Consider the following 19,377-nt stretch of genomic DNA (forward strand, 5'->3'; position numbering starts at 1 on the left):
ACAAGCAGAATTCTATGAATGAGGTGACCTTATGTACGATGTAATCGTAATCGGAGGCGGACCGAGCGGTTTGATGGCGACGCTCGCCTCTTTACAAGCCGGAGCCCGGACGCTCCTGCTCGATAAAGGAAATAAATTAGGACGAAAGCTCGCAATCTCTGGCGGCGGACGGTGTAATGTCACGAACCGAAAGCCACTCGATGAGCTCGTCCAGTCGATTCCAGGAAACGGACGTTTCCTTTATAGCGCCTTTTCTCAATTTAATAATGAATCGATCATCGATTTGTTCGAAGGATTTGGTGTCGCACTCAAAGAAGAGGATAACGGTCGGATGTTCCCGGTCTCGGATAAGGCGGCAGACGTCGTTCGTGTATTGATCGATCAAATCCGTGCACATGGCGCCGAGATTCAAACAGACGCGCAAGTCGCTACGCTCGACTTCCATCCAGATGGTTCTTTTGCAGCTGTCATCTTAGAAAACGGCATGCGTCTTGAAGCAAAAAGTTGTATCGTAGCGGTCGGCGGACAATCTGTTCCGCACACGGGTTCGACGGGTGACGGCTATCCGTGGGCTGAAAAAGCGGGTCATACGATCACGGAACTTTTCCCAACGGAAGTCCCGATTTTGTTAGGTGATACGTTCATTCATGAAAAAACGTTACAAGGACTGTCGTTGCGTGACGTTGCCTTAACGGTTCACGGTAAAAAGGACAAAGCAATCAAGACACATACGGGTGATCTACTGTTCACACACTTCGGTTTAAGTGGTCCGATCGCTTTACGGTGTAGCCAATATACGATCAAAGAGCGCAAACGATCGAAAGAGACGATCGTTCATCTATCGATCGATCTCTTCCCGGATGAGTCACTTGGTGCATTAACAGAACGCTTCCAGGCAGCACTTGCGGCAAATCCGAAGAAATCGGTTCGGAATGCCCTTCGTGGTTTTGTACCAGAACGATTGCTTGAACTCCTGTTCGCTCGAATTGGCTTTGGCGATGAAGTTTGTACACAAGTCAAGAAACAGGACTGGACGGACTTCCTGCAACAATTGAAACGATTCCCACTCAAAGCAACAGGAACGCTCGATTTCGATAAGGCCTTCGTCACTGGTGGCGGTGTCTCGATCAAAGAGATTGATCCCAAAACGATGATGTCGAAAAAGGCGGAGCGATTATTCTTCGCTGGCGAAATTCTTGATATCCATGGCTATACAGGTGGATACAATATCACAGCTGCGTTCGTGACGGGTCATTGTGCCGGTAGTCACGCTGCAGAGATGGCACGTGACACTGTCTCTTAATACAAAAAAGACCCGATTTGTCTCTGTTAATCAGAGAAATCGGGTCTTTTTTCTACATCAGTCAATCGGTGTGAATGATCGACTTGAGAATTTATCCGTGACGACTAAGGCGAACAATTCATTATCTTGTACAAAGATTCCTTTTGATCCATACACTTTCGGACTCGCTGTCTCCCCCGTAATCGTTTTCTCTTTCTGATCAATCGAATAAAGATAAAGTGCTTCTGAGTCTAACGTATAGATCCGACCTTGCCGTTCTGCAAGACCAATCGGACGGAATCTGGATTCAAATGCTTTTTTCGCATCACTTCGCATTCCGCTCGCCGCTTCGATTTTCTCTCGTTTGATGATCGACAAGTACGGTGGTTTTTGCTTTTTCTTTAAGGCACGCTTCTTCTTTTCCGAAGCATCTGGATCAATCTTGATTTTGTCCTCTTTCATTGCAAAGTAAGTCAATTCAACACGACCAATCGAGCGAATTTGATTGATTGTATAGAATTCTTTTTTCTTCGCATCATATCCAAGACCATGGAAACTGTCTCGAATCGTCGTCCCTTGTACTTTTTCGCGTTTTTCTTCACTCCAGACGCCATCTTTTCGTTTAATCGTGACTAGAATTTGATTCGACGTCAATAAAGCGACTGTCTCTCCGTCAACGAGTGTCATCCCGTCAAGACCAGACAATAAGAGTTTCCCTTCTTCCAACTGAAACGTCGCATTGATACGTTCTCCAGTTCCACTGATTTCAAAGAAACGGTAGTCCTCTGTTACGACGAGGTACGAACCTATGGAATCATCATATAACATCTGTTGAACATTTTTAATTAACGGTTCTTCTGGATTCGGAATGGCTGAAGGCGTTTTCGGTGGCACCTGTTTGACAGCTGCCTGATGCTTCGATTGCGTCTCGATTTTCGCGAACGTTTCCTGAATACGTGACAACGTCTCTGGCTTCGAGAAGACGAGCAGTATACAAAGGATCAACCCCGAAACGACAGCAAAAATCGTTGTATAGACTATATAAGATCGTTTCATTGATGATAATCGCCTTTCTTTCTCGGTTTCTGATTCAGTGTAGCAGAAGGACGTTCAAAAAAAAAGCGGACTTGCGACGGAAATGAAGAAACCCCTTCCATTCGCATCAAGTGAATGAAAGGGGTTATGGCTTAGTTCGCCACGATATTGATCAATTTTTTCGGTACGACGATGACTTTCCGAACCGTCTTGTCGCCAATCCATTCTTGTGTCTTTTCATCAGCAAAGGCAAGTGCTTCGATTTCTTCTTTTGTCGCATCGATGTTGATTTCGATTTTCGAGCGAACTTTACCGTTCACTTGAATGACGAATTCCATCGTATCGCTGACAAGTTTTGATTCATCGAATGTTGGCCATGCCGCATACGTCAATGTCTCTTCAAAGCCAAGTTGTTCCCACAGTTCTTCACCAAGGTGCGGTGCGACTGGTGTTAACAATTGAATGAATCCACGAAGGAAGTGACGCGGAAGAACCGGCTGTTTATTCGCTTCGTTGACGAAGACCATGAGTTGCGAAATCCCGGTGTTGAACTGAATGTTCGCGAAGTCTTCCGTGACCTTCTTGACGGTCTGGTGGTATGTCCGTTCGAAGTCAGCATCGACTTCCGTGACGTCTTGAATGTCTGCTGTCCGTTCGAACAAGCGCCAAACGCGATCGAGGAAACGACGCGCTCCGTCAAGACCGTTCTCAGACCAGGCAACCGATGCATCGAGTGGTCCCATGAACATTTCGTATAAACGTAACGTATCAGCACCATGCGACTTGACGATTTCATCTGGGTTGATGACGTTACCGCGAGATTTTGACATTTTCTCGTTGTTCTCTCCAAGGATCATTCCTTGGTTGTATAACTTCTGGAATGGTTCTTTTGTTGGTACGACGCCTGCATCATACAAGACTTTATGCCAGAACCGTGCATACAACAAATGGAGAACAGCATGCTCTGCCCCACCGATATAAATATCGACAGGAAGCCAGTATTTTAATTTTTCTGGATCCGCAATCGCTTCTTCATTGTGTGGATCGATGAAACGAAGATAGTACCAGCAGCTTCCGCCCCATTGTGGCATCGTATTCGTCTCGCGACGGCCTTTCATTCCTGTTTCAGGATCTGTGTAATCCAACCAGTCTTCAGCAAGCGCAAGTGGTGATTCGCCCGTACCAGACGGTTTGATTTCTGGAATGATTGGAAGTTCAAGCGGTAATTCCTCTTGATTGAGTGTTTTCATTGAACCATCTTCCATATGAACGACTGGAATCGGCTCGCCCCAATACCGTTGACGACTGAACAACCAGTCTCGGAGTCGATACGTGATTTTTTTACGACCGACTTGGTTCGTTTCGAGTTCAGCGATCATCGTCTCGATTGCTTCTTGTTTCCCAAGTCCATCAAGCATATGCGAGTTGACGTGTTCGCCCTCTCCTGTGTAGGCTGCTTCGTCGACATTTCCACCCGCGACGACTTCAACGATCGGTAAGTCGAATTGTTTCGCGAATTCGTGGTCGCGCTCATCGTGTCCTGGAACAGCCATGATCGCACCTGTTCCGTAAGAAGCAAGGACGTAATCAGCGATCCAGATTGGAAGACGATCGCCTGAGATCGGATTGACCGCAAAAGCACCCGTGAAGACACCCGTTTTTTCCTTCGCTAAATCCGTTCGCTCGAGATCTGACTTCGTTTGGACTTGCGAAATGTACGCATCGACGGCTTCCTTGTGATCCGCTGTCGTGATGTCAGCTACGAATGGATGCTCCGGTGCAAGTACTAGATACGTCGCACCGAAGATCGTGTCCGGACGTGTCGTAAAGACCGTGACTTGTTTTTTATGTCCATCAATCGTGAAATCAATCTCAGCACCCTCAGATTTCCCGATCCAGTTGCGTTGCATCTCTTTGACAGAATCCGGCCAATCGAGATCATCCAGATCTTCAAGAAGGCGATCCGCATATTCCGTGATTTTCAAGACCCATTGACGCATCGGAACACGCACAACCGGATGATTTCCGCGTTCGGATAATCCGTCGATGACCTCTTCATTCGCAAGGACAGTTCCAAGTGCCGGGCACCAGTTGACTGCGACTTCGTCTACGAAGGCAAGTCCTTTTTCATACAACTTCGTAAAGATCCACTGCGTCCATTTGTAGTATTTTGGATCCGTTGTGTTGATTTCACGATCCCAGTCATACGAGAATCCAAGTTCTTTAAGCTGACGCTTGAACGTCTCGATGTTTTTCGCTGTGAATTCGCGTGGATCGTTTCCTGTATCGAGCGCGTATTGTTCTGCTGGTAATCCGAACGCATCCCATCCCATTGGGTGAAGGACATTGTATCCTTGCATCCGCTTCATCCGTGCGAGGATATCCGTTGCTGTGTAACCTTCCGGATGACCAACATGGAGTCCAGCACCTGACGGATACGGGAACATATCAAGGGCATAGAACCCTTCTTTTTCTGGATCTTCTGTCGTGACGAAGGCGTTGTCTTGATCCCAACGCGCCTGCCATTTCGGTTCAATTTCGCGATGATTGTACGGCATGTCTTTTCCTCCTCTAATCTAAAAAAAACCGGTCTTCCGCCCCTAAGAAAAGGGACGAAAGACCGGTTTGGCTTCCGCGGTACCACCCACGTTGTCTGTCTATGACAGACCGCTTGATTCACGGATAACGGTGTGAAAGACCGGATTCGCTACTACGACTTCACGAATCGTGCTCCCTGACGAGTTCACGGTTGTTACCGACTGGTTCGCACCTTCCACCAGCTCTCTTGACGGCACCTTTCCCCTACTGCTTCAGTTCCATGCATTTGACTATCTTTTTCTAGTGTAATCTGTTTCTTCCTCAAGCGTCAACGCTTCCGTAAAATTTCCTCGATTTCTGCGTGTGATTGCGCGACATGATCCGCTTGCTCTAAGCGTTGCGTTGGCATCCGGTCATCAAGAAGCGCAATCACTTCCATGCCTGCTGCTTTCGCACCAATCATCCCGTTCGCAGCGTCTTCAATGACGAGACAGTTCTCGGGTGCGTGTCCAATCCGCTCTGCCGCAAGTCGAAAAATCGCGGGATCCGGTTTCGAACGGATGACTTCTTCTCCACTGACGTAGTGCGTGATCGGAAGCCCATAATGACGGATGACACGTTCGATTTTCTGAAGTGAACTCGAAGAAGCAATGCCGATATCGTAACCAAGAGTCGCCGCTTGTTCGATGACTTGTGTGACGCCTTTTTTTAATCCACACTCTTCCGGCTTTGCATGAATTTGAAACAAGCGATGTTCTTCCTCAAGCAACGCACTAGCTGTTTCTTTCAGCTGATGCTGGGCGACGAGTTCTTCCCACATTTCATCTCCTGTTTTTCCCATGAACGTCGCATACTGAACCGGATCAAGCGGAATCGATAACCTTTTGAACATCTGTTGATGCACTTCAAAGTAGCGAATCTCACTATCTAAGATAACCCCGTCCATATCAAAAATCAGACCGCGTTTTTTCACGATAACTCCCCCTTTATTGATCGATCCTGACTTCAGCATATCAAAAAAACGACTACACGATGTAGTCGTTTTCATACTCTCATTATCTATTTAACTAGTTGCCACCTGAATACCAGCTTGTCGATACGCCGGAAAATAATCGGAATCAGCATTTGATCCGTATCGTATGCAGAGCAAATCATATAGTGATGGCTGCAGGATGGATTTTCCTTGATGATACTCAAATAGTCGATATCCAGTGTAACGGCATTTACTCTCAAAAAGACTATCCCGTTCTTGATACCCGCCCCCAAGATGTTGTTCGACGAGTCCCCGTGCTTTTGCCTGAAGAATTGCTTCGTACTCAAGTCGCTGATTCGGGAACATCTTCGCTTCATCCCGCTTACAGCCGATCAAATGACCGTGGGCGTATTCTTTTCCAAGCAATACGAAGTATCCTCCAACCGCTTTTCCGTCGATTTCCGCCATCAGTAATAAGGGCTCACAAAGTGGGTTCGTCTCCATCAATTGCTCAAAATACGTCGCGGTAAAATAATAATGAGCCGAGGCATTCTTCCGGTCCATCGTTTCATGATACAACGCTAAAAAAACAGGTAGATCGTCCCGTGTTCCTGTTCTGACGGTTAAGGGTGAAGCAAGCGATTTACGAATCATGCTTCTCGTCTTCTTATGAAATGTCTGCATGATATCTTCAAGTGAAGGACGCAAATCAATACTCGTCGTATGACGGATGAAGGAAACTTTTGTCCAGTCCTGCATAAACCGTTCATTACCTGTTAATGGATTAAAGCGGATCATTTCCGAGACGATCGATTCTTGCTCCGCCCACCTCTCAAAGGATAAACGAGCCTGCTGGATCTCGGACGCAGTCAGTCGACCGATGATTTCCGGTCCGCCATAGCCGTACGGGGTAATGAGATCTGAATAAGGCGTATCAAAAATACGACGCTTCAAAAAAGGATAAAACAGTGTCCCTGCATGACCTTCATAAAGAAATAATACCGCTTGCTCAGACGGTCTAGCGTTGAGCGTGACGTATTGGTGACTATAGAAGATATCAAGAGGCTGTTTCTGTACGTGTGTCGTCCAAGTTGCGGCATCTGTGATGAATTGACACCTTTCCATCCGTGCACCTCCAGTCAAAAAGAAGCAACGTTCATATGACCTTTCTTTTCAAGTTCTTGATTAGAAAGTACCCGTTTCTTTGCCGAAATATTCCATATTATTAAATGTTTGTTTTATAATTTTCGAACGAATGATGTAACAAAAGACAGCTGATCTATTGTCCGCTGTCTCACAAGATAAAGCTCATGATGTGGTTTTAGGAATAGCACGAAGGAAGACAACTCCTGCTAACAGGATCAATCCAATTAAGGTCAAGAAAACTGCTGACATACCTGATAAATCGTAGATCAAACCTCCAACTGTCGGACTGATCATCCGTCCTGCTGAAGCAGCGATATTAACGTATCCTTGGAATTCTCCTTCTTTTCCGATTGGCGCAAGTCGCGCCGCCATTGCAGGAACCGCTGGCCAGATGAACATCTCACCGATTGTCAGAATGATCATCGCCACGAGGAACATCTTGAAGCCGCCTGCAAACGGAACAATCAGATAAGAGAGAAGGAAGATGCCTGTCCCGGTCATCAGTTGGCGTTTCAAATCATCTCCAAACCAACGAAGAATTGGTGTTAATAAAGGTTGTGCGAACACGATAAGCGCTCCATTGATTGTCCAAAGAATCGAGTACTCGGAAATCGTGACACCGAGCGATTTCGTATGGACAGCAAAGGTCCCTTGCCATTGCACATAAACGAACCAAAGTAAGGCATAACCGATCGAAACGAGCAACATCGTCCGTGCGGATCCGCGCGAAAGTGGTGTGCGTGTCGTTTCGATCTCGTCATGTGCCGCATGCATCCGCGCTGGCGCCTGAATCCAGGACAAACCGACAAACAAAATGATGGCAAAGACGATATAGAGAACGAGATTGGCGATGAAGATGTACTGAATCGAAAAAGCAGCAATTTGACCACTAACAGCTGTCCCGAGGGCTACACCGACGTTTTGCGCGACATAGATCGCATTAAAGGCGCGGCGTCCGCCTTCCGGCCAGATGACGCCCGTCATTGCGTAGATCGTTGGGAAAACCATCCCACCGACGAATCCAATCAATCCAAGCATCGCGACGTATCCAATATACGTCTGATGAAATAGCAACAAGCCGACGGAAGACAGGACAAGTCCGATGACACTGATGACAAGCGTCTTCTTTCCGCCGAGTCGGTCAAACGCTTTTCCGCCTAAGTAGTTCCCAACGATTGCTAAGGCTGAGTTGACGAATAACGCCATTCCGGCTTTTGTCATCGACTCCCCTAAATATTCATGAATATATAATGTATTGAACGGCCATAAAAAAGAGGATCCCGTCGTATTGATGGCCATCGCAAGGACGAGGATCCAGACCGCTTTTGGTAATTTTGGCATACCTTTGGTCCTCCTATTTCATTCTCAACCTTGCCACTTTACGCAATCCCTCCCCCGCCTGTCAAGCCACTTCACTTTTCGTCAATGACTCAAAAGATGGTATAATGCAGGAGGAATCATACATACGATGATCATGTATAAAGAGAAAAACAGCCCATAGGAACAGGAGTCTATGCCATGTCACTTGCCCGTGTACTACCTTATACGAAACAATTACTGGAGTCCGTCATCGAACCTGGTGACTGCGTCGTCGATATGACTGCCGGAAATGGACATGATACGCAGTTCTTAGCAGAATGCGTCGGTCCAGAAGGTAGAGTCCTTGCGTTCGACGTCCAAGCTCAAGCCATCGAGGAATCGACACGACGTCTCGACGAAGCCGGAATGTTAGAACGCGTCGATCTTTATCACGAAAGTCACATCCATGTTGGTGCGCGTCTTTCGGACGAACGACGGCCTGTTCGTGCCGGCGTCTTCAATCTCGGATACTTGCCTGGAAGTGATAAATCGATCACGACGACAGGTGAAGAGACGCTTGAAGCACTCGACGCTCTCCTCCCGGTACTTGCACCTGGTGGTCTTGTCGTCCTTGTCGTCTATCACGGTCATCTTGAAGGAAAACGGGAACGCGATGCTGTCCTAGATTACGTCACAGCCCTTGATCAGCAAGGTTATGCCGTTCTTCAGTACCGCTTCTTGAATCAACAGAATCATCCACCGTTCATCATCGCGATCGAGAAAAAAGTGCGCTGACAGTAGAAATAAAGAAGTGATGGCTTCCGCTATGGAAACCATCACTTCTTTCATTCTTCGACTAATTTAAAAAACAACAATAATTTTTCCGCAAACCGTGTATTCAACCGTTCAAAGCTGAAATGCGGGAAACCGTGTAGACGTTGTAAGTAAATCTGATCGCCACCCATTTTCCGACATACTTCGAGTGTCAGTTTGACGTCTGCGAACTGATCGTCTGGTGCATAAAAACAAGCCAAGTTTACACGAGGCAGTTTTTTTCGTTCCTCGTCATGTACGACGATCTCTTCTTCGATTTCCCGGTACTGCGCATACGTCAGTTCACCGATGCGAACGGTATCTTCCGTACTTTGACCAAACGGCAACGTACCGAGTGGCGCATCGGGACGGAAACGATCAAACGCACTCGCGAAGACTTGTTTGACACCTCCGAGTTGTTTCGACGGATGCCAATCAAACAATGGTGAAACGAACGCAAGACTTGCGACTGGTAGTTCATATTCTTGCAACAGACGATTGACGACGAGTGCCCCCATGCTACAGGCGATGATATGAATCGGTAGCTTTCGTTTTCCTGCTTCGCGTAATGCTTCTTTTAACAGTTGACCGTGCTCTTCAAACGAAATGCGACGTGGTGCGTCGACGAGTAGCACTTCATACTCTCTTTCGAGTACTCGAATCAAAGCTTCACTCGGACGGGCACGCAGTTGTAACGGATAGACTAATACGATGATTCCTGTTGGTTGTTCAACCACAAACTCACCTCTTCACTTCATACTTCCTTTTCACGATACCTTATTTCAAACGCAAACGAAACCGTCCCGAGACGGATTTCACGAGGCAACATGGCGAAGACGAACGACTGATTCCGCTTGCCCAAACACTTCTTCCGTCATCTCACTAAGTTCTTCAAAACCAAATGAGGTCAGGAATTGACGCGCTTTATAGTTACGTGCTTCCACGTAGACTTCGAGTGGGACGGCTCCTTGTCGTTCGAGTTCACGAATCAGACGTCTTCCGATTCCGTTTTGCTGATATTCCGGCAAGACGTAAAGCCGAATGATCTCCCATGTTCCTTCGACATCAACAGCATGAATGAAACCGACGATTTCCTCGTCGATGATTCCGACATAAAAATACTCTCCCCGTGCTTCTTCCGCCGTCCGGATCGCACGAACGACTTCTTCTTGCGGATACGCCTCCTGCACGAAATGCGCTTTCGAACGTTCGGAATAGATTTCTTCATACGTATCCAACCAAGATGTGATAGCAATGTCATGAATACGTCCTGCATCAGCTGGAATAGCTTCGCGTATTTCCATAATCGGAACCCCCCTTTATACTCATACAAATCGACTCATGTACTTTTACCCTTTTCTAGAAAAAACATTCGTTTCCTGCAAAGTTCCGCGGAAACAAAAAAGCCCGAAAACCCACGTAGGATTTCCGGACTTTTTGATTATGCGAAACGTTTTGCTTGTTCTTCAAGAACTGCTGCTTTATCTGTTTGCTCCCATGGAAGCTCAACATCTGTACGACCGAAGTGACCGTATGCAGCTGTTTGACGATAGATCGGACGACGGAGATCAAGCATGTTGATGATTCCAGCCGGACGAAGATCGAAGTTTTCAGCAACCAATTCGACGAGTTGTGCTTCAGGAAGTTTTCCTGTGCCGAATGTATCAACTGCGATTGATACAGGGTGCGCGACACCGATTGCGTACGCAAGTTGAACTTCTGCTTTGTCTGCAAGACCTGCAGCAACGAGGTTCTTCGCGACGTAACGTGCTGCGTATGCAGCTGAACGGTCGACTTTTGTTGGATCTTTACCTGAGAATGCTCCACCGCCGTGGCGTGCGTATCCACCATACGTATCAACGATGATCTTACGACCAGTCAATCCAGCATCTCCTTGTGGTCCGCCAATGACGAAACGACCAGTTGGGTTGATGAAGAATTTCGTTGCTGCGTCGATGTATTCAGCCGGGATGACCGGTGTGATGACGTGTTCTTTCAAATCAGCTTGGATTTGCTCAAGCGTAACTTCTTCCGCATGTTGTGTCGAGATGACGATCGTATCGACACGAACCGGCTCGTTGTTCTCGTTGTATTCGACCGTGACTTGTGTTTTTCCGTCCGGACGAAGGTAGTCGAGTTGACCGTTTTTACGCACTTCTGCCAAACGGCGTGCGAGACGGTGCGAAAGCGAAATTGGAAGTGGCATGAGTTCTGGTGTTTCTTTCGTTGCGTAACCGAACATAAGACCTTGGTCTCCTGCACCGATTGCATCGATTTCTGCATCAGACATGCTACCTTCACGTGCTTCAAGCGCTTGGTCGACACCAAGAGCGATATCTGCTGATTGCTCATCGATCGATGTCAATACAGCACATGTATCCGCATCGAAACCGTATTTCGCGCGTGTGTAGCCGATTTCACGAATCGTTTCACGAACGACTTTTGGAATGTCGACGTAAGTGGATGTCGTGATCTCACCTGCAACGAGAACGAGACCTGTTGTAACAGAAGTTTCTGCCGCAACACGTGCGTTTGGATCCGCTGCAAGAATCGCATCGAGGATTGAATCCGAAATTTGGTCACAGATTTTATCTGGATGACCTTCAGTGACTGACTCCGACGTGAATAGTCGGCGATTAAGGTTTGTCATGTATGACCCTCCCAAAAAAGAATTTGACGGTGTACTCATTTCCCCTAGTTGAGTGGGACGGTAAAATGAAAAAAACCTTTCCAAGTCCAAAAAATGGTCAGGGAAAGGTTGTGCGTTCTTCCTTTACCCTCTTATCGTTCGAAGTGTTTACTTCGCTTCAGGAGAGCACCTTTTCCCTCATTAATATATGAATTAATGTAGGACGGTTGCCGGGTTTCTTCGGGCCTTGTTCCCTCCACCTGCTCAGAATAAGAGTATCCGTTACGAATTACATGATATAAAGTTGTACCTACTCTGTCAAGCAAGGTTTCAAATTCTAGTCGAAACTTTTTAAAAGAGATGTTAAACTATTAATGCTGAAAGCGTTTCCAGATAAATAGAAATCAGCACCAGAAAATGATTGCGCTCCCTTTAGTATGTCATATATAATGAATGTGTCATACTAAATGCAGTGAGCCAAAACCAACGTAGGGGAAAGGTGGGGTCAGGATGCCGATGACGGTCCTGAATATCGAAGAACTACTCAAGAAAGAGCATGTGTTCAAACAACTATCTGTTGCTGAACTTGTCGAACATGCGATTCGAAACGAAGAAGGTGTCCTTGCTGAGAACGGCGCACTATCTGTAGAAACGGGGAAATTTACAGGTCGTTCACCAAAAGATAAGTTCATCGTCCGTGATTCTTCCTGCGAGTCTCACATTGATTGGGGTCATGTTAACCAACCGATGGATGGAGACAAATTTGAACAATTGTTACAAAAGGTTCTTCGTTACATGAACGAGGCCGATCAGCTCTACTACACAGAAGCTGCTGCTGGGGCAGATACGCACTTCACCCTTCCGGTTCGTGTGCTCACACAATACGCTTGGCATAACCTGTTTGCCAAACAACTCTTTTTACGCGAGTATCCTGAAGTGGCTGCCTTCGAACCGTTCACGGTCGTCTACGCGCCACATTTCAAAGCAGATCCTACCGTTGACGGAACGAATTCCGAGACATTCATCGCCATGTCGTTCGAACACCGGATCGTCTTGATCGGCGGAACCGAATATGCGGGCGAAATCAAAAAATCGATCTTTTCTGTCATGAACTACCTCTTACCACAAGAAAATGTCCTTTCGATGCACTGTTCAGCAAACGTCGGACACGAAGGCGACGTCGCCTTGTTCTTCGGTCTATCCGGTACTGGTAAGACCACCCTGTCAGCAGACGATAGCCGTCAATTGATCGGTGACGATGAGCATGGTTGGTCGCATGACGGCGTCTTCAACATTGAAGGTGGATGTTATGCGAAGACGGTCAATCTGTCACGCGAAAAAGAACCGCAAATTTTTGATGCGATCCGTTTCGGAACTGTCCTTGAAAACGTCGTGCTCGATGAATCTCGTCATCCTGATTATGATGACACATCGTTGACAGAAAATACACGTGCTGCTTATCCGATCACAGCGATCGATAACATCGCTGTTCCATCACGGGCTGGTCATCCGAAGACGATTGTCTTCTTGACGGCTGATGCGTATGGCGTCTTGCCTCCGATCAGTAAATTGACGAAAGAACAAGCGATGTATCATTTCCTATCAGGTTATACATCAAAACTTGCTGGAACAGAGCGTGGTATCACGGAACCGGAAGCAACGTTCTCGACATGCTTCGGTTCACCATTTCTTCCACTGATACCTGAAAAGTATGCGACGATGCTCGGAGAACTGATTGATCGTCACGGTGTGACCGTTTATCTCGTCAACACAGGCTGGACAGGCGGTGCTTACGGGACAGGTAGTCGAATGAAGCTATCGTATACACGGACGATGGTCAACGCTGCCGTCAACGGAACACTTGCAGCGATTCCAACAGAAGAGCACCCAATCTTCGGACTTCATATGCCACTTGAAGTTCCTGGTGTTCCAAGTGAATTACTCAATCCGGTACGCGTCTGGTCAAATCCTGACGAATACAACACACAAGCGCGTTCGCTTGCTGAGAAATTCCAACATAATTTCCTTCGTTTCGAAAGTGCGACGGATGCGATCAAGTCAGCAGGTCCATGTCTATAAAAAAAAGAGCCTCAGGGCTCTTTTTTTTATAGAATGGCATCTGTCTCTTCTTGAAGATGCATCTCTTTTTGCATAAGCCACTCCTGACTTTCCGTAAGTAACGCATATGCTCGCGGAAGTGATACACCTAACCGTTGACTGAGCAATTCGAACTGTTCGAAATCACCGCGATCTGCGCTGATCGCAAGCACTAGACAATCCCGGAACGGATGGTCTTTTCCTTGGAGGACAATCTTCAAGGAATCCTCGATTGGCAATTGATCGATGATGTCGTCAATATCAACGGACAATAACGCATCGATATGCGATAACAAGCCGATCATATAGGCACTCTCTTGTTGCAGCGTCCTTGTTTCTGTTGCAAACAACTCACAGAGCTTTGCGCAATGTAAGGAAGATCGCAGCAACTCATTCGACCATTCATAAGGACTTGCGAGCTTCATTTCACGTAAGACAATCAACGAAATCCAGCTTTTAAGTTGAGCGAAGCCAAGTAGTGAGATCGCTTGACGAACGGAACTAACTGTATTGCGTAATCCCACTCCCGGAGAATTGATTAGTTGTAATACCTGGATGCTGATATACGGATTGGCTTCGATTTCATCAATGACTTCATCGTACTTCTCATCCGTATCAAGCCACTTCAGCATCTTTAACAACACCGGCAATTGTGGTGGAACAGCTTTCCCTTTCATCAGCATCGGTTTAGCATAAAAATAGCCTTGGAACCAGTCATACCCCATATCAAGACAACGTGTATGATCCTCGTGCGTCTCGACACGTTCAGCAAGCATCTTAATATGAGGATAATTACGTCGAACGATATGCAAAATGGCACTTTGCTCGCGAGGGGAAATTGCCTCGATGTCGATTTTAATTAAATCGATCAACGCAAACAATTCCGCTCCGTGCTGTCGAAGTAAATCTGTCACAAAATCATCAAGTGCTAATGTGAAGCCTGCTTCTTTCCAACTATGCAGAACAGACAACATTTCAGTATCAATATCAACTGTCTCTAAAATTTCAATGACGAATCGGTTAGGATCTAAATAATGAATCAGATCACTTTTCAACAAATCTGACGTAAAGTTGACGAAAAGTTTTTTTCCTTCCGCGACATGTTCCACCCCCATATGGACGAGTGTATTCGTCAATACATCCATCGTCGCTAAATCCCCATCAAAAATAGTCATTTGTTCAATCGAACGATACAATAATTCAAATGCATCAATTGATCCAACTCGATTAACGATGGGTTGACGTGCTAATAAGATATCCATCGTTCTCCTGCCCCCTCCATTGTCCTCAGATGGTTTCTATTATATCAAAGTTTACTTTTTAGGAGATTATTGTTTTTTACAATGTATCAATGGTCTGTTTTTTCAATCTCTATGCTTCATCTTCCAAAATACAAAAAGCAATACGACAAACGTCGTATTGCTTGAATCATGTATCATATCGGTTCCAAATGCCTGTCTCGAACCAAGTCAAAATATCACGCGTCACACGTAATTTTTCATGGATCGGGAACTGATGTGCATACGCATAAGTCTGAAGCAGGGTTTGGTCGGGATGACGTGCAGCATAAGCCGTCGCATGTCGTAACTGAACGTTCTCATCATACGCACCGTGAATCAATAATACTTCACCTTGAGGAGCGACATGAAGCGGCGAGCGCACCTTATACGCCTCAGGTACGGTGTCTGGTGTCCCCCCCGTATAGCGACGCAACATTTTTTGCATCGTCTTCTGCTCCTCGTAGGTCCATGTCAACTCGGTCACGCCTGCCCACGACACCGTCCGCGAAACTGGACGATGATGAGCCAGGAGTAATGCCATTTGCCCCCCACGAGAAAATCCGAATGCATGAACATGCGAGACACGTTGTTGCAACCAATCGAAAGCACTGCATGCGTCTTCGACATCCCGATGTCCGAAATCTTCTTTTCCTGTTCCGCCTAAGTTTCCCCGATAGAAAGGTGCCATGACGAAAAAACCAGCCTGCGCGAACGCGAGCAGCCGTGTCGGTCGAACCATTCCGATAGATCGTGTGCCACCTCGCAAGTAGAGAATCCCCTGTCCGTTCGCGACTTGCGGAAGTACGATATAGGCACCGACGCGCTCCCCGTCTGTCGTCGTATAGAACATCCGAAACGTCCGAAACGGACCTTGCCGCGGAAGTTCAAACCAATCGGCGTTCGCTAAGTACACGGAGTGTCTCTGGAAGGACGCGGTCCTTCATCATGAAACTGTATTGTCGGTTCGTATCGAGACGATCAGGGAGTTCCTCGAACAGAAAAGCACCATCTGTTTCATCTACAGCCAAATGGGATGACAGCGATTCGATTTGCGCGAAGTAGATATTTTTAATGATCGTATCCCCTTTTCCGGCAACACGATATTGCCCGATGTACTTCAAGGAATCGATTTTTCCGCCTGTCTCTTCCATCACTTCACGACGTGCGGCTTCTTCTGCCGTTTCACCCGGTTCAACCTTCCCACCCGGAAATTCATATCCGCGTTGCTTATGATGGGTCAGCAACCATTTCCCTTCGTACACGGCAATGACCCACACATGTAGAGGGCGATCCGAGAACGGATGGTCCTCAAAACTTAACTCCACTTGATTTTGATAATAATCCAAGAATGTAATCACGTACGTGCACCTCATTTCTTCTTCTAACTTCACTTTACCTGTTTCACGGGTATTCTAAAAGTGAAAACGCTAGGATTGCCTATAAATCTGGAAAATGATTACTCGTCCTCATCTCGTGAACGTAAAAAAACAGCCGATGTTCCACTAAGGAACAATCGACTGTCGTTTTGTATTACTTCAAACGTGCTTCGAGTTCTGCTTTTTCTGCTTCGAATCCTGGTTTTCCAAGAAGAGCGAACATATTTTTCTTGTACGCTTCGACGCCTGGCTGATCGAATGGATTTACTCCAAGGAGGTAACCACTCATCGCACATGCTTTTTCGAAGAAGTAGAACAGGAATCCGAGGTGATACGGTGTCATCTCTGGAAGTTCGACTGTCAGGTTCGGAACTTGTCCGTCCGTGTGCGCAAGCAATGTGCCTTCTGCTGCCTTATCGTTGACGAACTGAATCGACTGTCCTGCGAGGAAGTTCAATCCATCAAGGTCCTGAGCGTCTTCTTCAATCGTCAACGCGTGACGCGCTTGTCCGACTTTAATGACTGTCTCAAACAGATCTCGACGACCTTCTTGGACATATTGTCCCATTGAATGAAGATCGGTCGAGAAATCAACTGCTGCTGGGAAGATCCCTTTGAAGTCTTTTCCTTCAGATTCGCCGTACAATTGCTTCCACCACTCTGATACGTAATGAAGTGCTGGTTCGTAGTTGACGAGTAGCTCGATCGTTTTCCCTTTCGCATACAATGCATTTCGGACGACTGCGTATTGGTACGCTTCGTTGTCAGCTAAGTTTTCGCTCGCGTAGCGCTCTTGTGCGTCACGTGCCCCTTGCATTAACTCTTCGATCGAAATTCCTGCTGCTGCGATCGGTAATAGACCAACTGGCGTTAACACAGAGAAACGTCCGCCGACATCATCTGGAATAACGAATGTTTCGTATCCTTCAGAATCTGCGAGTGTTTTTAATGCACCGCGGGCTTTGTCCGTTGTTGCGTAAATCCGGTGTTTCGCTTCTGCTTTACCGTACTTTTCTTCCATGAATGCTTTCAAGAGACGGAACGAGATTGCTGGTTCTGTCGTCGTACCTGATTTCGAGATAATGTTGACCGATACATCTTTTCCTTCAAGTACTTCAAATAAATCATGCAGATACGTTGATGAGATATTATGCCCTGCATAGATGATTTGTGGTGCTTTACGCTCGTCTTTTGATAACAAGTTATGGAATGAGTGTCCAAGCATCTCGATTGCCGCACGTGCACCGAGATACGAACCGCCGATTCCGACGACTAGCAACACATCAGAATCCGACTTGATTTTTTCTGCAGACGCTTGGATACGTGCAAACTCCGCTTGATCGTAGTTCGTCGGAAGATCTACCCATCCTAAGAAATCACTTCCTGCACCTGTTCCTGCATGAATCGCATGGTGGAGCGTCTTTACGGTCTCCGTCATGTGTTCTACTTCATGTTGACCTACGAATTGTAGGGCTTTCGAATAATCAAAACGTACTGTTGACATGCCATCGTCCTCCTTATTCATTCGCAACGAAATGCGACCTTCCTTTTCATTAAAACGCAAGAAGGAAGGTCGTTCAAGTCTTTTGTGAAAAGATTAGCAAATGTTACGAGTTGTTATAGGGCAGCTGTCACGATTTGACGAACATCCTCGTTTCCGAGTGATTTGAAGTTTCCGAAGTCGCCGCGAGTCATTGCTGACTTGACGATTGAATCGACTGTATCTTCTTTGATGTCGTAATCCGCAAGACGGTTTGGTGCGCCGAGTGATGTCCAGAAAGCACTAATCGCGTCGATTGTTGCATGTGCTGCTTCCATCTCTGATTTACCTTCCGTGTCGACGTTAAAGACGTTCTCACCGAGTGTGACGAAACGATGTGCGTTTGATTCGTCGAGTACGTGGCGCATCCAGTTCGGGAAGAGAATCGCGAGTCCACCCGCATGTGGGATGTCATGAACAGCCGAGACAGCATGTTCGATGTTATGTGATGCCCAGTCGCCGCGTGCTCCCATTTGAAGAACACCGTTGAGCGCCATCGTACCAGCGAAGAGAATTGTTCCACGAAGTTCCACGTTTTCGAGATCGTTAACGAGTTTTGGTGCTGCTTCGACGACTGCTTTCATGACACCTTCTGTCATGCGTTCTTGAACCGGTGCATGTGCAGGATGGAAGTATTGTTCGAGACAGTGACTCATCATATCGACGATACCGTAGATCGTTTGATCTTTCGGTACGCTGACTGTGTATTTTGGATCAAGAATTGAGAATGTTGGGTACGTAAGCGGACTACCCCAACCATATTTTTCTTGTGTTTTCCAGTTCGTGATGACCGATCCTGAGTTCATCTCAGAACCTGTCGCTGCAAGCGTCAAGACTGTTCCGAATGGAATGACTGTTTTGGGTGTCGCTTTACCGATGACGAGATCCCATGCTTCGCCTTCATACGGGATACCTGCTGCGATCAATTTCGTGCAGTCGATGACAGAACCGCCACCAAGTGCAAGTAGTGCGTCAACGCCTGCTTCACGTGCAATTTTAATTCCGCGTTCTGCAGTTTCGATGCGCGGGTTCGGTTCGACACCGTCGCATTCGACGTACTCGATTCCTGCCGCATTGAGTTCATGTGTGACATCATCGTAGACGCCGTTACGTTTAATACTTCCACCGCCAAAGACGAGCATGACTTTCTTCGCACCGAGTGCTTCGAGTTGTGGTTTCAGTTGGCTGACTTGACCGTCACCAAAAATAAGTCTTGTTGGATTGCGATATTCAAAGTTTTCCATCTGTGTTGCCTCCTCAATAAGTAATGAACACCTTACATTATCCACACATTCCCCTTTCGCATCTAATTTAATGCTTATTGTATGTAACAATCGCAAAAAAAAGAGAACCGACCGATGTCGATTCT

16 protein-coding genes, 1 riboswitch and 1 other annotated feature are annotated in these 19,377 nt (G+C 46.7%); of the genes, 3 read left to right on the plus strand and 13 right to left on the minus strand.

All coding sequences use genetic code 11. The annotated features are described in order from the left end of the window. Positions 1 to 31 precede the first annotated feature (31 nt). The gene (locus tag B3S86_RS10180; protein WP_035406136.1) at positions 32 to 1,303 is read left to right on the plus strand and encodes an NAD(P)/FAD-dependent oxidoreductase; all 1,272 of its coding nucleotides are present in this window, start codon (positions 32 to 34) and stop codon (positions 1,301 to 1,303) included. Between the two features lie 57 nt (positions 1,304 to 1,360). On the opposite strand, the gene B3S86_RS10185 is transcribed toward B3S86_RS10180, so the two are convergent. The 5 genes from B3S86_RS10185 to B3S86_RS10205 form a co-directional block, all read right to left on the minus strand. Continuing rightward, positions 1,361 to 2,338, minus strand: coding sequence for a hypothetical protein (locus tag B3S86_RS10185; protein WP_035406133.1), 978 nt, complete (start codon positions 2,336 to 2,338; stop codon positions 1,361 to 1,363). Positions 2,339 to 2,469: 131 nt separating this feature from the next. Continuing rightward, positions 2,470 to 4,875: a leucine--tRNA ligase gene (leuS, locus tag B3S86_RS10190; RefSeq protein WP_035406130.1), complete on the minus strand. Its 2,406-nt coding sequence runs from the start codon at positions 4,873 to 4,875 to the stop codon at positions 2,470 to 2,472. Positions 4,876 to 4,922: 47 nt separating this feature from the next. Next, positions 4,923 to 5,145, minus strand: a binding site (T-box leader). A gap of 38 nt (positions 5,146 to 5,183) precedes the next feature. Further along, entirely contained in the window at positions 5,184 to 5,828 is a 645-nt protein-coding gene (locus B3S86_RS10195) for an HAD family hydrolase (RefSeq protein WP_035406128.1), read from the minus strand. Positions 5,829 to 5,918: 90 nt separating this feature from the next. Then, on the minus strand, positions 5,919 to 6,953 hold the full coding sequence (locus B3S86_RS10200; RefSeq protein ID WP_290752134.1) for a peptidoglycan bridge formation glycyltransferase FemA/FemB family protein: 1,035 nt from the start codon (positions 6,951 to 6,953) through the stop codon (positions 5,919 to 5,921). A gap of 183 nt (positions 6,954 to 7,136) precedes the next feature. After that, a complete protein-coding gene (locus tag B3S86_RS10205; protein ID WP_056062761.1) occupies positions 7,137 to 8,315 on the minus strand; it encodes an MDR family MFS transporter in 1,179 nt (392 codons plus the stop codon). Between the two features lie 156 nt (positions 8,316 to 8,471). On the opposite strand from B3S86_RS10205, the gene B3S86_RS10210 reads away from it, so the two are divergent. Next, positions 8,472 to 9,068, plus strand: a complete 597-nt coding sequence (locus tag B3S86_RS10210) for a class I SAM-dependent methyltransferase (protein WP_255344364.1) — start codon at positions 8,472 to 8,474, stop codon at positions 9,066 to 9,068. A gap of 50 nt (positions 9,069 to 9,118) precedes the next feature. Here the strand turns inward: B3S86_RS10210 and B3S86_RS10215 are convergent, their stop codons facing one another. From B3S86_RS10215 to metK, 3 genes are all read right to left on the minus strand, one after another. Continuing rightward, on the minus strand, positions 9,119 to 9,823 hold the full coding sequence (locus B3S86_RS10215; protein WP_035406117.1) for a serine aminopeptidase domain-containing protein: 705 nt from the start codon (positions 9,821 to 9,823) through the stop codon (positions 9,119 to 9,121). A 78-nt stretch (positions 9,824 to 9,901) separates the two neighbouring features. Further along, positions 9,902 to 10,390 (minus strand): GNAT family N-acetyltransferase, encoded by a 489-nt coding sequence (locus B3S86_RS10220; protein ID WP_035406114.1) that lies wholly within the window; start codon positions 10,388 to 10,390, stop codon positions 9,902 to 9,904. A gap of 137 nt (positions 10,391 to 10,527) precedes the next feature. Beyond that, positions 10,528 to 11,736: a methionine adenosyltransferase gene (gene metK, locus B3S86_RS10225; protein WP_023469108.1), complete on the minus strand. Its 1,209-nt coding sequence runs from the start codon at positions 11,734 to 11,736 to the stop codon at positions 10,528 to 10,530. Between the two features lie 128 nt (positions 11,737 to 11,864). Continuing rightward, a riboswitch (SAM riboswitch) is annotated at positions 11,865 to 11,991 on the minus strand. 234 nt (positions 11,992 to 12,225) lie between these two features. Here metK and pckA point away from each other — a divergent pair. Then, positions 12,226 to 13,794 (plus strand): phosphoenolpyruvate carboxykinase (ATP), encoded by a 1,569-nt coding sequence (gene pckA, locus B3S86_RS10230; RefSeq protein WP_197026209.1) that lies wholly within the window; start codon positions 12,226 to 12,228, stop codon positions 13,792 to 13,794. Between the two features lie 26 nt (positions 13,795 to 13,820). On the opposite strand, the gene B3S86_RS10235 is transcribed toward pckA, so the two are convergent. From B3S86_RS10235 to B3S86_RS10255, 5 genes are all read right to left on the minus strand, one after another. After that, a complete protein-coding gene (locus B3S86_RS10235) occupies positions 13,821 to 15,074 on the minus strand; it encodes an EAL and HDOD domain-containing protein (protein WP_290752142.1) in 1,254 nt (417 codons plus the stop codon). Positions 15,075 to 15,240: 166 nt separating this feature from the next. Beyond that, positions 15,241 to 16,005: an alpha/beta hydrolase family protein gene (locus B3S86_RS10240; protein WP_290752145.1), complete on the minus strand. Its 765-nt coding sequence runs from the start codon at positions 16,003 to 16,005 to the stop codon at positions 15,241 to 15,243. Further along, positions 15,977 to 16,450, minus strand: coding sequence for an RNA deprotection pyrophosphohydrolase (ytkD, locus tag B3S86_RS10245; protein WP_035406108.1), 474 nt, complete (start codon positions 16,448 to 16,450; stop codon positions 15,977 to 15,979). Before ytkD ends, B3S86_RS10240 begins: the two co-directional genes overlap by 29 nt. Before the next feature lie 172 nt (positions 16,451 to 16,622). Beyond that, positions 16,623 to 17,972: a glucose-6-phosphate isomerase gene (locus B3S86_RS10250; protein WP_035406105.1), complete on the minus strand. Its 1,350-nt coding sequence runs from the start codon at positions 17,970 to 17,972 to the stop codon at positions 16,623 to 16,625. Positions 17,973 to 18,085: 113 nt separating this feature from the next. Beyond that, a complete protein-coding gene (locus B3S86_RS10255) occupies positions 18,086 to 19,252 on the minus strand; it encodes an iron-containing alcohol dehydrogenase (protein WP_290752150.1) in 1,167 nt (388 codons plus the stop codon). Positions 19,253 to 19,377 lie beyond the last annotated feature (125 nt).

Origin of the sequence: Exiguobacterium sp. UBA3968 (assembly GCF_002385115.1) — a bacterium.
GTDB lineage: Bacteria > Bacillota > Bacilli > Exiguobacteriales > Exiguobacteriaceae > Exiguobacterium_A.

Excerpts from the sequence above, each read along its gene's own strand:
- B3S86_RS10180 (WP_035406136.1), top strand. The coding sequence starts at position 32 with ATGTACGATGTAATCGTAATCGGAGGCGGACCGAGCGGTTTGATGGCG.
- B3S86_RS10185 (WP_035406133.1), bottom strand. The coding sequence starts at position 2,338 with ATGAAACGATCTTATATAGTCTATACAACGATTTTTGCTGTCGTTTCG.
- leuS (WP_035406130.1), bottom strand. The coding sequence starts at position 4,875 with ATGCCGTACAATCATCGCGAAATTGAACCGAAATGGCAGGCGCGTTGG.
- B3S86_RS10200 (WP_290752134.1), bottom strand. The coding sequence starts at position 6,953 with ATGGAAAGGTGTCAATTCATCACAGATGCCGCAACTTGGACGACACAC.
- B3S86_RS10205 (WP_056062761.1), bottom strand. The coding sequence starts at position 8,315 with ATGCCAAAATTACCAAAAGCGGTCTGGATCCTCGTCCTTGCGATGGCC.
- B3S86_RS10220 (WP_035406114.1), bottom strand. The coding sequence starts at position 10,390 with ATGGAAATACGCGAAGCTATTCCAGCTGATGCAGGACGTATTCATGAC.
- metK (WP_023469108.1), bottom strand. The coding sequence starts at position 11,736 with ATGACAAACCTTAATCGCCGACTATTCACGTCGGAGTCAGTCACTGAA.
- pckA (WP_197026209.1), top strand. The coding sequence starts at position 12,226 with ATGCCGATGACGGTCCTGAATATCGAAGAACTACTCAAGAAAGAGCAT.
- B3S86_RS10235 (WP_290752142.1), bottom strand. The coding sequence starts at position 15,074 with ATGGATATCTTATTAGCACGTCAACCCATCGTTAATCGAGTTGGATCA.
- B3S86_RS10250 (WP_035406105.1), bottom strand. The coding sequence starts at position 17,972 with ATGTCAACAGTACGTTTTGATTATTCGAAAGCCCTACAATTCGTAGGT.
- B3S86_RS10255 (WP_290752150.1), bottom strand. The coding sequence starts at position 19,252 with ATGGAAAACTTTGAATATCGCAATCCAACAAGACTTATTTTTGGTGAC.